The organism is Pseudomonas sp. DWP3-1-2, from assembly GCF_049896285.1.
GTDB lineage: Bacteria > Pseudomonadota > Gammaproteobacteria > Pseudomonadales > Pseudomonadaceae > Aquipseudomonas.
This window is the reverse complement of sequence record NZ_JAFCTZ010000018.1, coordinates 1-14065: the sequence shown is the minus strand read 5'-3', so window position 1 is coordinate 14065 and position 14065 is coordinate 1. Positions and strand designations below refer to the sequence as shown.

At 55.4% G+C, this 14065-nt stretch carries 15 protein-coding genes and 1 pseudogene; 1 reads left to right on the top strand and 15 read right to left on the bottom strand.

Annotation, left to right across the window (positions count from 1 at the left end; all coding sequences use genetic code 11):
* Positions 1–204 precede the first annotated feature (204 nt).
* Entirely contained in the window at positions 205–1035 is an 831-nt protein-coding gene (locus tag ACP7B0_RS22965; RefSeq protein WP_426144027.1) for a reverse transcriptase domain-containing protein, read from the top strand.
* A gap of 5 nt (positions 1036–1040) precedes the next feature.
* Here the strand turns inward: ACP7B0_RS22965 and tnpC are convergent, their stop codons facing one another.
* The 15 genes and pseudogenes from tnpC to ACP7B0_RS22890 form a co-directional block, all read right to left on the bottom strand.
* Positions 1041–2567: an IS66 family transposase gene (gene tnpC, locus ACP7B0_RS22960; protein WP_426144026.1), complete on the bottom strand. Its 1527-nt coding sequence runs from the start codon at positions 2565–2567 to the stop codon at positions 1041–1043.
* Positions 2568–2628: 61 nt separating this feature from the next.
* Positions 2629–2964 (bottom strand): IS66 family insertion sequence element accessory protein TnpB, encoded by a 336-nt coding sequence (gene tnpB, locus ACP7B0_RS22955; protein WP_426144025.1) that lies wholly within the window; start codon positions 2962–2964, stop codon positions 2629–2631.
* A complete protein-coding gene (gene tnpA / locus ACP7B0_RS22950) occupies positions 2961–3296 on the bottom strand; it encodes an IS66-like element accessory protein TnpA (RefSeq protein ID WP_426144024.1) in 336 nt (111 codons plus the stop codon). Before tnpA ends, tnpB begins: the two co-directional genes overlap by 4 nt.
* Before the next feature lie 402 nt (positions 3297–3698).
* Positions 3699–4124 carry a DUF2628 domain-containing protein gene (locus ACP7B0_RS22945; protein WP_426144023.1) on the bottom strand — a complete coding sequence of 142 codons (426 nt, stop codon included), beginning with the start codon at positions 4122–4124 and terminating at the stop codon, positions 3699–3701.
* Positions 4125–4216: 92 nt separating this feature from the next.
* A pseudogene (locus ACP7B0_RS22940) lies at positions 4217–4664 on the bottom strand (type VI secretion system protein TssA); the annotation flags it as partial.
* A gap of 137 nt (positions 4665–4801) precedes the next feature.
* On the bottom strand, positions 4802–5896 hold the full coding sequence (locus ACP7B0_RS22935) for a fatty acid desaturase family protein (RefSeq protein ID WP_426144022.1): 1095 nt from the start codon (positions 5894–5896) through the stop codon (positions 4802–4804).
* Positions 5889–7025 carry a sterol desaturase family protein gene (locus ACP7B0_RS22930; protein WP_426144020.1) on the bottom strand — a complete coding sequence of 379 codons (1137 nt, stop codon included), beginning with the start codon at positions 7023–7025 and terminating at the stop codon, positions 5889–5891. The genes ACP7B0_RS22935 and ACP7B0_RS22930 overlap by 8 nt, the downstream gene beginning before the upstream one ends.
* Positions 7022–7642: a phosphatase PAP2 family protein gene (locus ACP7B0_RS22925; protein ID WP_426144019.1), complete on the bottom strand. Its 621-nt coding sequence runs from the start codon at positions 7640–7642 to the stop codon at positions 7022–7024. Before ACP7B0_RS22925 ends, ACP7B0_RS22930 begins: the two co-directional genes overlap by 4 nt.
* Complete coding sequence (locus ACP7B0_RS22920; RefSeq protein WP_426144017.1) at positions 7639–8922, bottom strand: F390 synthetase-related protein; 1284 nt, start codon at positions 8920–8922, stop codon at positions 7639–7641. The genes ACP7B0_RS22925 and ACP7B0_RS22920 overlap by 4 nt, the downstream gene beginning before the upstream one ends.
* Positions 8919–9725 carry an MBL fold metallo-hydrolase gene (locus tag ACP7B0_RS22915; RefSeq protein ID WP_426144015.1) on the bottom strand — a complete coding sequence of 269 codons (807 nt, stop codon included), beginning with the start codon at positions 9723–9725 and terminating at the stop codon, positions 8919–8921. Before ACP7B0_RS22915 ends, ACP7B0_RS22920 begins: the two co-directional genes overlap by 4 nt.
* Positions 9718–10734, bottom strand: coding sequence for an NAD-dependent epimerase/dehydratase family protein (locus ACP7B0_RS22910; protein ID WP_426144013.1), 1017 nt, complete (start codon positions 10732–10734; stop codon positions 9718–9720). The genes ACP7B0_RS22915 and ACP7B0_RS22910 overlap by 8 nt, the downstream gene beginning before the upstream one ends.
* Entirely contained in the window at positions 10731–11738 is a 1008-nt protein-coding gene (locus ACP7B0_RS22905; RefSeq protein WP_426144012.1) for a 3-oxoacyl-[acyl-carrier-protein] synthase III C-terminal domain-containing protein, read from the bottom strand. The genes ACP7B0_RS22910 and ACP7B0_RS22905 overlap by 4 nt, the downstream gene beginning before the upstream one ends.
* A 145-nt stretch (positions 11739–11883) precedes the next feature.
* Positions 11884–12312 carry a DUF2628 domain-containing protein gene (locus ACP7B0_RS22900; RefSeq protein WP_426144011.1) on the bottom strand — a complete coding sequence of 143 codons (429 nt, stop codon included), beginning with the start codon at positions 12310–12312 and terminating at the stop codon, positions 11884–11886.
* 493 nt (positions 12313–12805) lie between these two features.
* A complete protein-coding gene (locus tag ACP7B0_RS22895) occupies positions 12806–13174 on the bottom strand; it encodes a DUF2515 family protein (protein ID WP_426144010.1) in 369 nt (122 codons plus the stop codon).
* 294 nt (positions 13175–13468) lie between these two features.
* Positions 13469–14065: DUF2345 domain-containing protein (locus ACP7B0_RS22890; protein ID WP_426144008.1), on the bottom strand; the 597-nt coding region annotated here is incomplete at its 5' end.

Here is a 14065-nt window from a genome sequence, read left to right as displayed (position 1 = left end):
CAGAGGATAGTCGATGAAAGTTCGATACTGGTAAGAAATGGCGAATCAACCAGACCCCGAGTCATGCATGCTGCACAGTGAGGAGCAGGGTGAAGCGTTGAAGGGAAACACCGACACTTCCCCGCGCCCCGGACACAGAGCCGGATCAGTTGCGCGTCGATGTGGCTTGAAGGTGTACGTGAAGCAGCTCAAAGGAATAAGGGCATGCAGTTCACGGCATTGCTGCACCACGTTACACCGCAATTACTGGCGCAGAGCTTTTATTCCCTGCGCCGGGATGCAGCTGTGGGCGTGGACGGCATGTCGTGGCGAGAGTACGAAGAAGGTCTACTCCGGCGGGTGACCGATTTGCACGCAAGGCTCAACAGTGGAGCCTATCGGGCAACGCCATCGCGGCGGGTGTACATTCCCAAAGCCGATGGCAGGCAGCGCCCGTTGGGCATTGCCTCTTTGGAGGACAAGATGATGCTGATGTTTCTGGGACACCGAATTGCAGATCGGCGCCTGCTCGGACTTATCTGCAAATGGCTTCAGGCGGGAATAATGGAGGAAGGCCGTAGGGTGGCTGCGGCCAAGGGGACTCCCCAAGGCGCAGTGATATCTCCGTTACTGGCGAATATCTATCTCCACTACGTGCTGGATCTATGGGCAAGGCAGTGGCGCGAGCGCCACGCCCGTGGCGATGTCATCGTTGTGCGCTACGCGGACGACAGTGTTGTGGGTTTCAGGTTGAAATCGCAGGCCCAGCAATTCTTGCAGCAATTTCGAGAACGACTGGCCAGGTTCGGTTTATCGCTTAATGCTTCGAAGACACGGCTGATTGAGTTCGGTCGTTTTGCTGCGATAAATCGCAGGAAGCGAGGTTTAGGTAAGCCGGAAACATTCGACTTTCTGGGCTTCACCCACTGTTGCAGTGTCAGCAGACGTGGCGACTTTCAAGTGCTGCGACTGACTGTCAAAAAGCGTATGCGTGCGACGCTGCTGGCTATTCGTGATAAGTTGAAGCGCCGTAAGTGTCTGCCAAAGTCATTTTGAATGACTCATGCAGATACCCACTGATGCGGCAGCAGTTGGTCGATTTCACTGGCTCGTTGCGTCGGAAGCCGCATCAGCACATCCTTGAGATAAGCATACGGATCATGCCCATTCATCCGTGCTGACTGGATCAAGCTCATGATCGCCGCTGCCCGCTTACCACTGCGCAGTGACCCGGCGAACAACCAATTCGAGCGTCCAAGCGCCCACGGCCTTATCTGATTTTCGACCGCGTTATTATCTATGGGTACAGCGCCGTCCTCGAGATATCGAGTCAGTGCCGTCCAGCGCCTGAGGCTGTAATCCAGCGCTTTGGCAATAGCCGACCCTTCGGGCACCAGATCGCGTTGGGCCAACATCCAGATATGTAGAACGTCGATAAGGGGCAGCGCTTTTTCCTGGCGTATTCGCCAACGATCTTCGTCGGTCATCTCCCGTGTTTGCCGTTCGATTTCGTACAACCCGCCAATGGAGTGCAGCGCCTGGGCGGCCAGTTGGCTTTTGTTCGTCGCATGCAGATCAAAGAATTTACGACGGGCGTGGGCCATGCAGCCGATTTCAGTGATGCCTTGCTGGAAGCTGGCTTTGTAGCCGCCAAAATCGTCGCATACCAATTTGCCATTCCACAGGCCAAGGAAGTTGCGTGCATGTTCACCGGCACGGCTCGGGCTGAAGTCATAAACCACGGCCTTAAAAGCCGAGAACGGCGTCGTCCAGTAAGCCCAGACATACGCCCGGTGAGTTTTCTTCTGGCCCGGCGTGAGCATCTGTACCGGCGTTTCGTCGGCATGGACGACTCGTTGGGCCAAAACCGCTTCTCGCAAGGCGTCAACCAAAGGCTGAAGCTGTACTCCGGTCTGTCCCGCCCATTGCGCGAGCGTCGAGCGGGCGATAGCCAAGCCGGCCCGGCCAAAAATTTTCTCCTGCCGATACAGCGGCAAGTGGTCAGCGAACTTCGCCACCATTACATGAGCCAGTAAGCCCGCCGTCGGGATGCCCTTGTCGATCACCTGGGCCGGCACCGGGGCCTGGATCAGTGTTTCGCACTGACGGCAGGCCCATTTTCCTCGCACATGCTGTTCGACGGAGAACACGCCAGGTGTGTAATCCAGCTTCTCGCTGACGTCTTCACCGATACGCTGAAGTTGGCAACCGCAGGCGCACTGAGTGTTTTCCGGCTCATGTCGGATCACTGTACGGGGAAACTGCGCGGGTAGCGGCGCACGTTTGGGTTGCTGGCGCTTTTCTTCTGGCGCCGGAGTCGGTCGCAAAGCCTTCAGCTCTGCGTCGATGGCCTCAAGATCGGTATTGAGCAAATCATCGAGCAAGTTGCCTTGCTCGGGGCTGATCTGCTCGCTGCGCTTGGCAAACGTGTGCCGCTTGAGGAGCGCGATCTCGTGGGTCAGTTGCTCGATGATGGTTTGATCGCGGTGGATCTTCCTGCCCTGGGTGTCGACCGTCGACATCAACTGCGCCACTAATGTGCGTAGTTGGTCGGGGGGCATCTGGTCGAGATTGGGCAAAGAAGTCATGCCGTGGATTTTACCAAAGCACAGCACTTGCGGCAGTAAGCCAGGAAACTAATTACAGTTTTTAAAGCAGAGTAATGGCGCCCCCAGCACCAACGCGCTGCCAGGGCAGACCGAGCACCAACGCCCGAAGTTGCTCGGCATCCAGCTCCATCTCGCAGCCATGTCGAATACCAGGCCAGTGGAACTTGCCCTGATTCAAGCTGCGTGCAGCCAGCCAAACGCCGATCCCGTCATGAACCAGTACTTTCATTCGGTTAACACGGCGATTGGCAAAGAGATAAGCGCAGTGCGGCTTCGCCGCACCGAATACGGCAATCACCCGGGCCAACGCGGTCTCGGTACCGGCGCGCATGTCCATCGGTTCTGTGGCCAGCCAGATGGCGTCGATGCGGATCACAGAGCCAGCTCACGAACAAAACGGGCACACCCATCAGGATCTGAACATGGCCACTTTACGGTGAGTTTTTTCTGCCCGAAAGGCACCTCAATGCTGACAATTACATGCGGCTGCGGCTGCGGCTGCGGCTGGGATGCGGGCGCTAGTTTCATCGGAACGAAAGCGGGCAACGCTGGTGCCTGACGATCACGATAAGCCGGTATCCACTTTCGAACCAGGTTGGCGTTGACGCCATGGCGGCGGGCTACGCTGGCCATTGACACGCCCGGCTGCAGACATTCCTGGACGATCTGGGGTTTTAAGGGTTTGGGATAAGAAGTTCTTTGGCGCATGGCAATCCTGAAAATATGGGCGTAGTTGTCCACGTATTTTAAGTGGAGAACATCGCCCTTATCGCCGGGATCGGGTAGGTGACTTCGCCGGACGGTTACTTCGATCTGGCTGTCGGTGTTTTCCCATGGCTGACGCTGTGGGACCGGCGTTAGCCGGGAGAAGGCGTTTCCGGCAATGGAGAGGCAGCGAATGTACCCACCGCTTCCCGTCTAAAGCCGGTCCCACGGAAGAGTTCAATTCGCCACTGTCGTCAGACGCGGGGGGTAAGGCCACGCCGAACGCCGGCCCATCCAGGCACGCTGGAGCGGGTCGGCGACTCAGCGCTTGATCTCTAGCCTACTGCGCAGGCCAGCAACGCTCGCGTGGCAGCAGGCTGCTGCACTTTATAGCAACCGCGCTACTTACCAGCGCATGCCTTTGAACGGATTCCAGCCTTGCTCACCTTTGACCTCTTGGAGGTAATAGGCGTAGTTGGTGATGAACAAGTACAGGGTGTTCATTCCGAACCCTACGGCGAAATTGAGCTGTTTGGCGTAGGCAAAATCAGTCAGCGCATAGACGATTTCCAGAAGGATGTTCATCGTCAGCAAAATCGCAATCATCGTCAGGTTCTTTTTCCACAAACCCAGGACGAAAAGATAAATCGGCCCAAAAAAGAACGCGATGATGTTGGCGTTTACCCGGACTTTATTTTTAAACGGCAGTTTCATGAGCGCCTCTTTGAAGCCTGGTGCATTGGGTGCCCCATGCGCATCAAAGAATGCGAAACGCTCCTGCCATTTCTCGCTGTACTTGCTGCGAGGCTGCAATTGATCGGTCGTGTTCATGTCCTGATTCCTTGTGTCCATGAGTGAAGGTTTCTTCCGGGATTTCCGTTGCGCTGCGGAGTGTCGCATTTACTTCTTGTTAACTGCCCCCATCAAGGTTTGGGCTCCTTGGTCCCCAGCACGTCACGAATGCTGTCGACCACATTGCTGTCCTTGATGACATCGTTCAGCCAACCCTCAAGCGGCATGTTGCCCCACTTGATGGCGCGTTCGATCAGGTATGGTACTGGGCTTTGCGGCTCGATGTTCTTGAAAAATTGCGTGACGCTCGCGAGGCATGGTGAATGCCTCGTCGCGCGTTGCCGGAGTGGTGCGCAACGCAGCGGACGACGTGTCGTGTAGGGTCTGGGTCATCACAGCTCCTGCGGGTTGAGCATCGGCGATCTCGGGGGTGGCCGGGGAGGGTGCGGCGACAGGCGCGAGGTGGAGTTCGATGCCCCGGTCCTTGAGCAGCTTTTCAGCCAGCTGCCCGGCGCGGGACAGAACATCCTTGAGTGCGGCAAAGCTTGGGGCGTCGCGGCCGAAAAGGGTGTCAGCGCTGCCAGCGCCGAGTCATGATAATTACCCCTTCATCTGGGGTATCTGAGAACAGGTTAATCTTTCTGATATTCAATTTGGCTAGGAGAAGGGCGGCGGTCTTTACCTCAATGATGTAAAGACCGCATTCTTCGGGTCTGTCACGTAGTCTTCGTCACATGCGGAGCCTGGCCCATGCTGCACAGGAATTTTCGCTGCTGTCTGAGCAACTCGCGATAGTCGATACAGCGGTAGCTCATGCCATATTGGGGGGCTAGTTCAGCGATGATGTTCGCCAGCGCCGGGTAGTGTCGATGGCTCCAGCCAGGGAACAGGTGATGGGTCAGGTGAAAGTTAAGTCCACCGACTAAATGGTGTAGCCAGCGTGGCGAGGTGCGCCAGTCACAGGTAGTGGCAAAATTGTGTCGATACCAGCCGTGGGGCATCAGGCCTGTTTCAGGGCGTTCATAGAACTCAGCGTCTGCCCAGTGCGTTCCGAGCAGCAGAAATACAACCCAGAGTGAGGCAAGCATCTGGCTTAGAAGGTACGCAAGTAACACCGTTGTCCAGTTGCCCTGGAACACCATTAGCGGTACGACCAATACCAGAAGCAAATGGCACGTTTTGCTGGCTAGGAACACTGCCCATCCGTTACGTCCAGGCAGGATGTTCTTGGCCTTGAGCGGCGTTTTTCCCAAGCGGTCCGACCAGTCGAATATCCAGGCGATATAAGGCAGGGATATAGCCGCGATCATTGGCCAATAAAGGTGTTGATAGCGCATGTGCCTGTGCCAGCCCTGAAAGGGGGATTGCCGCAGCACGCCATTCTCTTCAGTGTCCAGATCGTAATGTTCGACATTGGCGTAGGCGTGATGAAATTGCACATGCCTGACACGCCAGTAATCTGGATCAATACCAAGCGGCAATGTCATCAGCCGCCCTACCAGCCTATTGGCCCAAGACGCCCGGAAGAGCGCGTTGTGGGTGGCGTCGTGAAATACCATCACGTTGAGCAGCATGCCGGTCAGGACAAACACGAAATAGCAGCCTACGAATGCCCATGCTGTGTGTTGCATCAGGCTCACGGCATAGAAGCTGCCGCACAGCAGGGTCAGAAGCAATGCCGTCAACAGTTGTCGAGAGTTGGCGTAACGATGGTCGTCAGCCAGATAAGCGTGTGCCGCCCGCTTGAGGGCGTGATGAAATGCCTGCTCGCCATCGGCAGGGAACGACAGCGGCGCGAGTGATTCAGCCATGAGGTTTTTCCAGTGAATGTGGGACTGACGAACCTTGAGCGCGGTTAGACAGGGCGACCCATGCACTGTGCAGGGCAAGGGCGATCATAGGTAATTGCCAATACACCTGGGACCAGCCGTAATAGCCCAGAAACAGCAGTGGCAGACACAGGCTGACCAACAGCCAGGCAGGAATGCTCCAGGCTCTCGCTTCGGTCATCCCGCCCAGTGCCACGGAGCCCATCACGAGAAAGATGAACAGGGCGATTTGCGGCCAACTGATGTCGCCGTAGCCATAGCCGTACTGATAGATGTAGCCCACCACCAGCGTGAACAGCAGTAGCGCACCGCTGAAAATACTGAAACCTGGGATGCGCGAGCTGGCGTGCTGTTCAAGCGGTGTGATGGACAGTCGCAGGTAGCGCAGGAGCGGCAAATTGCTGGCCCAGAACGGGTTGGCGGACGAGCGAGGTCCACCGATTCCATACGTGTAGGGCGTATCCGGCAGTCGGGAGAACGTACCGAACAGCTTGTCCCAGAAAATGAAGGTGCCGCCGAAGTTCTTATCGGAATAGGCCCTGTCTTTGACGTGATGCACACGATGGTGAGTCGGAGTGACGAAAACCTTCTCCAGCACGCCCAGATTGGGTGTCAGTGCATTATGGTTAAAGAACTGCATCGAGTAATGCAGGATCGACACCGTGACAAACACATGCAGCGGCACGCCCAGCACCGCCAGCAGAACAAAGAACGGAATCGATGTCAGCGACGAGTACCACGAGTTACGCACGCCTAGTGACAGGTTGAAGTGTTCGCCCTGATGATGCACCACATGCACGGCCCACAGCACCCCGAAGTAATGATGCAGTCGGTGCAGCCAGTAAAAACAGAAATCCCACGCTAGAAATGCGAACGCCCACATCAACAGCGGTGGCCAGGTGTCAAGAAGGCCCAGGCTTAAGTAGGTGGCTACAAGGCCGTAACAGACCACTTCCAGACCACGAAAAAGCCAAAGCATGATGTGTCCGGAGTTCAGGTTGACCACCACGTCATGCCAGTCGACCGGCTGCCGTCGCACCCAACGCAGAATTACCGCTTCACCGGTCACCATCAGCAGCATGATCACAATCGGAATGGCCAGATCGCTCATTGCAGGCTCTCCTTGCGTGCGCGTTGCCTGCTTCGACTGAATACGTCTATCAGCCACCCAGACAACAGTGCGATCGCCGCGCCGCTTATCACGTCCAGGAACAGATGGCGACGTAACTGCAGGATCGAATAAGAGATGGCAGCCACCCACAATATGAACACGATGGTACGTACTCTACGCCTTGCTGCGCTGACCCCCCAGACCGCCAGCACCATCAAGGCCATGTGCAGGGATGGAAGACAATTCTGGGCAGAGTCTACATAGGTCAGTGCCGCTAGCATTATAGAACTGAGCGTCGTCCCCTCATCGACCGGGTACACCATCGTTGTGGGCCATACCAGATAAACCGTTCCTGACCCCAGCGCAGTCAGGCGCATGGCTCGGGACAACCAGCGGACTCGATCGAGCGGGGTGAGTAAATAGCCCAACGGAACGACTACGAAAAACGACAGATACAACCAGATCGCGTGCGGCGAGAACTCGATCATCCGGTCGAGCGACGAGGGTGTCATGATCTGTCCCGCATGCTGCAAGTGGTCTGTCAGCGTGTAGATCAGGCCAACCGAGCCCCATCCAAGTAGCATCTGCCACAACCTGAATGTCACGGCATTTTTCATGCTTCTGCCTGTCGGACGATACGTCGTCGTTTCCGGTCAAACTTCGGCATAAAAGCCTGCGCTGTCAGCTGCCATTCAAGTCTTTCAGTAGCAATTCCCTGCTGCTCGAACACCGTGACAAGCTGTTTGCAGCCATGCTCCAGTTCGGTTTGCGTGCAGTCTGCGATCAACTGCAACCGGGTATGCGACAGTTGAATCAAACGATAGTCGCTGGTCAACGGCAGCGCATTGGCAATGGCCCGGCTGCAGAGGTCGGCAAACACAGTCTGCATCCGTCCATGCTGATCAGGCAGCAACAACTGGTCGTCGTGGCGGCCTTCAATTCGGATGATGGCCATCGAGTGCTGACCGCATGGGCAGGGCTCGGATTGCCTGACCAGCACATCATCCAGCCGATAGCGGACGATAGGCTGGGTACTGCGAGTGAAGTCTGTGATCAATGGCGTAAAACGATGTTCATCAAGCCACAGGGGCTCGATGTGCACAAATTCCTCGTTCAAATGCAGCGTGCCATGCGAGCAAGTGGCGGCCAGAAAACCTTCCGTTGCTTGATAGACCTCGCCGACCTCCCGAAACACTGACCTCAATAACTGGCGGTCTTGCGCATCCAGTACTTCCGCAACGGAAATCACCTTCTTTACATCAAGTTGAATTTGTCCGTCCAGAACAGCCAAGGCCAAGGCGCGTAGCACTTGTGCGGGTGCCACGATAATGGTCGGCGCCTGAGCTTGCAGACGAGGCAATTGATCGGTGAAGGGCGAGAACAGATCGTAAAAGGCCAGACTCAGCCATCGATTGTCGATGCTGTGATAAAGGTTGCTGTCCGCGCGTAGAAACAGTGCTACTCGCTCACCCGCAAAAATACCATCGGGCAGCATTTTGGCAAGCATCCCGCCAGCCCAGATCTGTTGCTCCTGCGGACTGACGACAAAAACACCACGCTGGCCTGATGTGCCCGATGCCAGCCCGACGCTGAAGCGACCCATGCGTGGCGTGAAGTCTCTTTCAACCTCGCCACGCTGAGCGCAGGCCAGCAACTGATCGCGCTGTAGGCCAGCAGTGTTCATCTGGTCGAATTGCGCCATCATCAACGCCTTGTCCATAAGCGGCCACTGATTTAACGGCAAATTGCGGAAAGACTGAAAGTAGGGACTGTTGGCCAGCACACTTCGGGCAAAGCGCTTCAGTTGCCTGCCCTGAAAACGCTCCAGCGCTTGGCGACTGGAAAAGCGCAAGCGACGCGCACGCCAGTAATGCCAGAGCGTCATGACCGGGATCATAGATCCCCCTCGTGACACAGACGGATATCCACATGACCCGATGACCACAACTGATTCAGACGATTCAGCGTTTGGTAGTACGCCTTGCTGTCATCCATCAGCACGTTGGCCAGGACGGACGGTCCACGCAATTCTTGATAACTCACCGGCGACCAAGCGGAATCGCTGGCCAGCAGGGTCCAACCCTCGTCGGTGAGAATAAACGCACCGATGTGCCCGGCGGCGTGACCTGGTAAAGGCACTAGAACAATCTCCCCTTCGCTGCCCGGTAAGTCGTAGCCATGTGTAAACGGAGCCAGTAACTCAGACAACGCTACCTGCTCAAAGCCTTCGATGAACCGCAAAGCCGCCTCGAAACCCTCGGGAATCAGTCCAGGCACGAAGGCTCGCTTGAGTGCTGAGATCCCTCGAAGTTCGCGAGTCTTCTGCCAGCCTTCGCCCGAGCAGATAAAGTCGAGATGACTAAAATCACGTAGCCCGGCGATGTGATCGGCATGAAAGTGCGAGATGATCAGTGCCTGGATGTCATTGGCCGCATAACCTGCATCGCGGAGTTGCTCTACCAGTGTCTCTCCTGCATTCAGATACACCGGAGTAACCTGGCTGTAGACGCGGAAAATTCCCGACTGGGTATGCTGCTGGAAATGGTTGGCGTAGCCCGTATCCCATAACCAGCGGCGATCGCCGACCTCCAGCAAATAAGCCCTGGACGGAAATCTGCAGACACGAAAGCCAGCGCCTTGCAACGCCATACAGCCGATATGCGTGCAGTAACCCACTTCGAAGGTAGTGATGCTAGCCATGGGGGGTCACCGCTTCCGATCTGAGCCATTGCCCTGTGAGCTGAATGCCCTCTTCCATTGAGTACAACGGCCGATAGCCCAACTCGTCGATGGCGCGGATCTGGCTTAGGGTCATACCAAAGTTCACCGCTGCGACACTATAACGAGTCAACATCGGCTCCTTGCGAGTGATGCAGGCAAGCAGTTCAAGCGCAGTCGCCAGGGCGTGCAGCAGTGGGTAAGGCATGGGCTTGACGCGATAGCGAAGACCTAACTGACCGTGCAGTAACAGATATAACGTGTCCACCAAGCGCATGGGCTGGTGATTGGTGACATTGTAAGCCGCGCCCGACACCAGACAGCTGGTGCGGCTGGCCAGATCCATCGCGTGTACAACGTTCAGTACAAAGGTCAGGTCAAGCACCGCCTGGCCGCCGCCGGGTAAACGCAGAACGCCTCGATCACGTCCTATCTGGCCCAGTATCCGCGGCAGAATCACCCGGTCATGGGGGCCGAACAAGCCACGGGGCCGCAGGATGATAAAGGTAGTCTGCGGATAGCGCGGCACCAGCGCCTGAATGGATTGCTCTGCCAGATATTTGCTGCTGGCATAATGGTTGGCGAATCGGTGGGCGCGGTACTGCTCGTCAATGCACTCGTGATCCTGGAAGTCGAAGTAAATTGCCGGCGTAGAGATGTGCACGAAACGCGGAACACCGCAGCGGCCAGCGGCCTCAGCCAGGTTCTCTGTCGCGACCACGTTGGTCTTGTGAAACTCGGCCTTGCTGCCCCAAGGAGAAGACTTCGCTGCGCAGTGCCAGACCGCGTCACAACCGAGCATCAACTCCTCGTATTTCTGCAACGTTGCCTGCGTCAGATCCAGATGGGTGAACCCGGCACCTTGCTCTCGCAACAGATTTCCCACTGACGCGTCACGCCCGATGGCATGCACAGCATGCCCCGCGTTCAGCAACCACTCAGCCGCATTGCGTCCGAGGCCGCTGGTGGCGCCGGTTAACAAAACCTTCATGGCAGCAGCACCATGCCAGCCAGTGTCAAACCGGCAGCGGTGCCGATCAACATCACCGGCTTTCCTGGGTTAACGCGGCCTGTGGTAAAAGCCGTATGCAGTGCCGTCGGTATCGACGCCGATACTTGATTGCCATGGTAGCGATAAATATCCACCAGCACCTCAGACGGCACCCCCAGTCGTCTGCGCATGTGTTCGAGCGAAAGATGGCTGGCCTGATGCGGCACCACCGTGGCAATCTCGGCCAGCGTCAAACCACTGCTCGCCAGCAACCGGGCAAGGTAGCCCTCAATCAACGCCGCAGCCTGACGAAACAATTGCTTGCCCTTCATATGGAACAGAAAGTCCCTGTCGGAAATGCCTGCACGCGGATTGCGTCGTGTGCCGCCCGCTTGAATCTCGCAAAGGTCGCTGCCTTCCGGATAGGTTTCAACCAGACTGCTGAGGATGCCACTACTGCCGTCACCACGTTCGACAATGGCACAGGCAGCCCCATCGCCGAAAATCAGCGAACTCTCTTCGTCATCCCAATCGATACCACGCGAGACCAGATCCGCTGAGACAATCGCAATCCGCCGGTAAATCCCGGTATTGAGCAGTCCGGCGGCCACTTGCAACGCGGTGATAAAGCTCACGCAACTGCAGTTGATATCAAAGCCGGGCGTGCCGGAAGGCAAGCCGGAAACTTTCAGAATCAGCGCTGCTGTGCAGGGCAATGCCTGCATAGGCACTGCCGAGGCCGAGATCAACAGATCAATCGAGTCCGCAGGAAGATGCTGCCGAGCCAGTGCGTCTTTGAGTGCTTGCGAAGCCAGTTCAGCCTGGCTCGCCTCTGTTGTTGCATGAAAACGATGAAGTACGCCCGAGCGCTTTTCGACATAACCCGCGGGCTTGTTCAATAACGTGTCCAGCGCAGAGGAATCTACCCGACCCGGTGGTAGCGCTACGCCAGTCGCGATAATTTTCAGCGGCAGCAAGGCTGCGTGGGGAGAGGAAACTGTCATCGAAGTCCTGATTTTGCATCGTTTTGGCAATTACCTGAATGACCGCCCTCAGGTACAACGCTGCGTTGAGCGCGTCCTTGATCAAGGAGCCGCGAACCCTTGCACTGACCGGATGTGCGGACACTCAGCCGGTTGCATCTACACGTCAGAGACGCATGCCTTTGAATGGGTTCCAGCCTTGCTCGCCTTTTACTTCTTTGAGGTAGTACGAGTAGTTGACAGTCAAGGCGTACATCAGCGAATAGGCCACAGTCAGACCGGTCCCGAGCGCATAAGGGACATCAGTCCCCAAAAGCGTACAAGTCAGGATAACGAGGGCATTGATTGCGAGCATTACGCCGATCAACGCAAGGCCTTTTTTCCAGAGTCCCAACACAAAAAAATAGATCGGACCAAAAAAATACGCGATGACGTTGAGGTTGATCAGCAGTTTCTTTCTGACACCCGGAAGTGATTTGAGGCCAGCTTTGAAATTGGGATCGTTCGGCGCACCGTAAGCCTCGAAAAAATTGAAACGTTCCTGCCACTTCGCGTTGTATTTGCCAGTACTTTGAGTCTGATCCGTTGTGCTCATGGTTCTACTCCTGATAATCCGTTGAGATGACGTCTTCGTCCGGGAAATCCTGTGTTTCTGTCCATTTTTGATCAAGTGGTCAAGTGTAGAGATTTTTCAGGTGGAGTACTACGCCATTGCACCACTCAGAGGCTGATCATGAACCCTGATCGGCTTGTGTTTGCTATCCACTTCCTAAACCAGTGCTCTGATGGCGGTGCGAACTGTCTTCGCTAACAAACATCTTGTGATCTAACTTGCTCCCAGGGCCGTGTCGATAGCTGAATGCTTAATGCTGAGCCGTCAGGATAGTGATTTCGGGGTCTTGATAGCGTTGATCAATGGAAACTCCCATTTCCTTCAGTCGGTTTTCTGCAACTGCACGTTGCGATGCCAGCTTTTTAAGTAGATCGGGTAACAGCTCCTTCATACGATTGCGATTGTACAGTGTTATTTTTTTGAATTTTATCCCGGCATCCAGAGAGTAAAAGAAAGGTTAGGCATAAAATAAGTCTCATGTTCGCTCATTCCAGGTGGAAATGGTGCTGATGGCCGAGTTCATATAGGATACTGCAGAGAACATTTTCTCGTGATAACTGTCGGCAATTTCGGTAATAAAGACCATGCGGTCAACTTTGTTATAAAGATCGCCCTTGGTCATGACGTTGTCTAGCGCTTTGGTATTGGTTTCACATGCGGTACTTAATGCAGCTAAACGACGTGGTACTCCCCAGTTGCCTTCGACCACAGCCTGAGCGTCCAGTAATCTTCGAAAAACAACGTCTTCATAGATGAGTGGTTGTAAAATCTTAACGTGCTCGTGGTTGGCTATAGCTATTAAAGATTTATACTGAAGCGCTCGACGGTCTGATACCGTCGTCATGCTTTCAGTCTTTCTTATAAGTTCAAAGCCCTGTCCAGTAGAATCGCCCTTTCAACTCAGGCTTTCCTTCGGGCTCAAGCTCAAGATAGAGTCGGGCGTCATTCCCCGCGATACGCGCAGCGCGCGTGCTGAAGTTGCTTAACAACTCATATCGGGGTGGTTGCTTATAAGGTGCGCGTGTCTGGACGCTCAAGCGTCGGATGGCCACCTGCTGGCCAATCGACCATAACTCTCTACACTTAGGGTTCAGATCATGGATAGAGCAGGATTTAGAGTTAAAGTTAAAGTAATCCTTCATGATTTTTTGCTCGGAGAATATTTGTCCGACCCCGGGGGTACGATCAACTCGTCAGGCACCAGAGTAACCTTACCGCCACCAGGTTTGTCGCTGAAAATTCTTGGAATGTTACCGTCTTGGTCGGTAAAAAATATTTTCTTGCCTTGGTCAGGAATATCAACCTCAACTGCGACATCTTGAAGCGGTACGCCATGGCTGGTCATGAGGCGATTTTGCTCGTCGTACAGCCCCGCGGGCATGCTGATGGGAAGCGCCTTGTTTGAGTAATCCATACTTGCTGGGCCGCTGAGCGTCTTTTTGGCCCCTTTGATGTCTATAGTGCCTGGCGCGTGTACTTCGATATTGCCGCGTATGATCCTGATATAAGCGCCGCCACTGGTGAGCAAAATTTCCTTCTGTGCAGACATTTCCACTAACTGTGCAAGAGAGGTGATTTTCACCCCTTGTTGCGCCGTCAGTTCCATCGCATCACTTTGCGCCTGCAACTCGATCTTGCCTTTAGCCGCAAACAGCTTGGCGCCCGCGTTCTGCGCAAATAGGCTGATGCTCTGCGCGACGCTGGCCAGCAGGGATTTGCCGCTGGCGATGCTGAC

Excerpts from the sequence above, each read along its gene's own strand:
- ACP7B0_RS22900 (WP_426144011.1), bottom strand. The coding sequence starts at position 12,312 with ATGAGCACAACGGATCAGACTCAAAGTACTGGCAAATACAACGCGAAG.
- ACP7B0_RS22915 (WP_426144015.1), bottom strand. The coding sequence starts at position 9,725 with ATGGCTAGCATCACTACCTTCGAAGTGGGTTACTGCACGCATATCGGC.
- ACP7B0_RS22895 (WP_426144010.1), bottom strand. The coding sequence starts at position 13,174 with ATGACGACGGTATCAGACCGTCGAGCGCTTCAGTATAAATCTTTAATA.
- tnpC (WP_426144026.1), bottom strand. The coding sequence starts at position 2,567 with ATGACTTCTTTGCCCAATCTCGACCAGATGCCCCCCGACCAACTACGC.
- ACP7B0_RS22935 (WP_426144022.1), bottom strand. The coding sequence starts at position 5,896 with ATGGCTGAATCACTCGCGCCGCTGTCGTTCCCTGCCGATGGCGAGCAG.
- ACP7B0_RS22905 (WP_426144012.1), bottom strand. The coding sequence starts at position 11,738 with ATGACAGTTTCCTCTCCCCACGCAGCCTTGCTGCCGCTGAAAATTATC.
- ACP7B0_RS22920 (WP_426144017.1), bottom strand. The coding sequence starts at position 8,922 with ATGATCCCGGTCATGACGCTCTGGCATTACTGGCGTGCGCGTCGCTTG.
- ACP7B0_RS22925 (WP_426144019.1), bottom strand. The coding sequence starts at position 7,642 with ATGAAAAATGCCGTGACATTCAGGTTGTGGCAGATGCTACTTGGATGG.
- ACP7B0_RS22945 (WP_426144023.1), bottom strand. The coding sequence starts at position 4,124 with ATGAACACGACCGATCAATTGCAGCCTCGCAGCAAGTACAGCGAGAAA.
- ACP7B0_RS22965 (WP_426144027.1), top strand. The coding sequence starts at position 205 with ATGCAGTTCACGGCATTGCTGCACCACGTTACACCGCAATTACTGGCG.
- tnpA (WP_426144024.1), bottom strand. The coding sequence starts at position 3,296 with ATGCGCCAAAGAACTTCTTATCCCAAACCCTTAAAACCCCAGATCGTC.
- ACP7B0_RS22930 (WP_426144020.1), bottom strand. The coding sequence starts at position 7,025 with ATGAGCGATCTGGCCATTCCGATTGTGATCATGCTGCTGATGGTGACC.
- ACP7B0_RS22910 (WP_426144013.1), bottom strand. The coding sequence starts at position 10,734 with ATGAAGGTTTTGTTAACCGGCGCCACCAGCGGCCTCGGACGCAATGCG.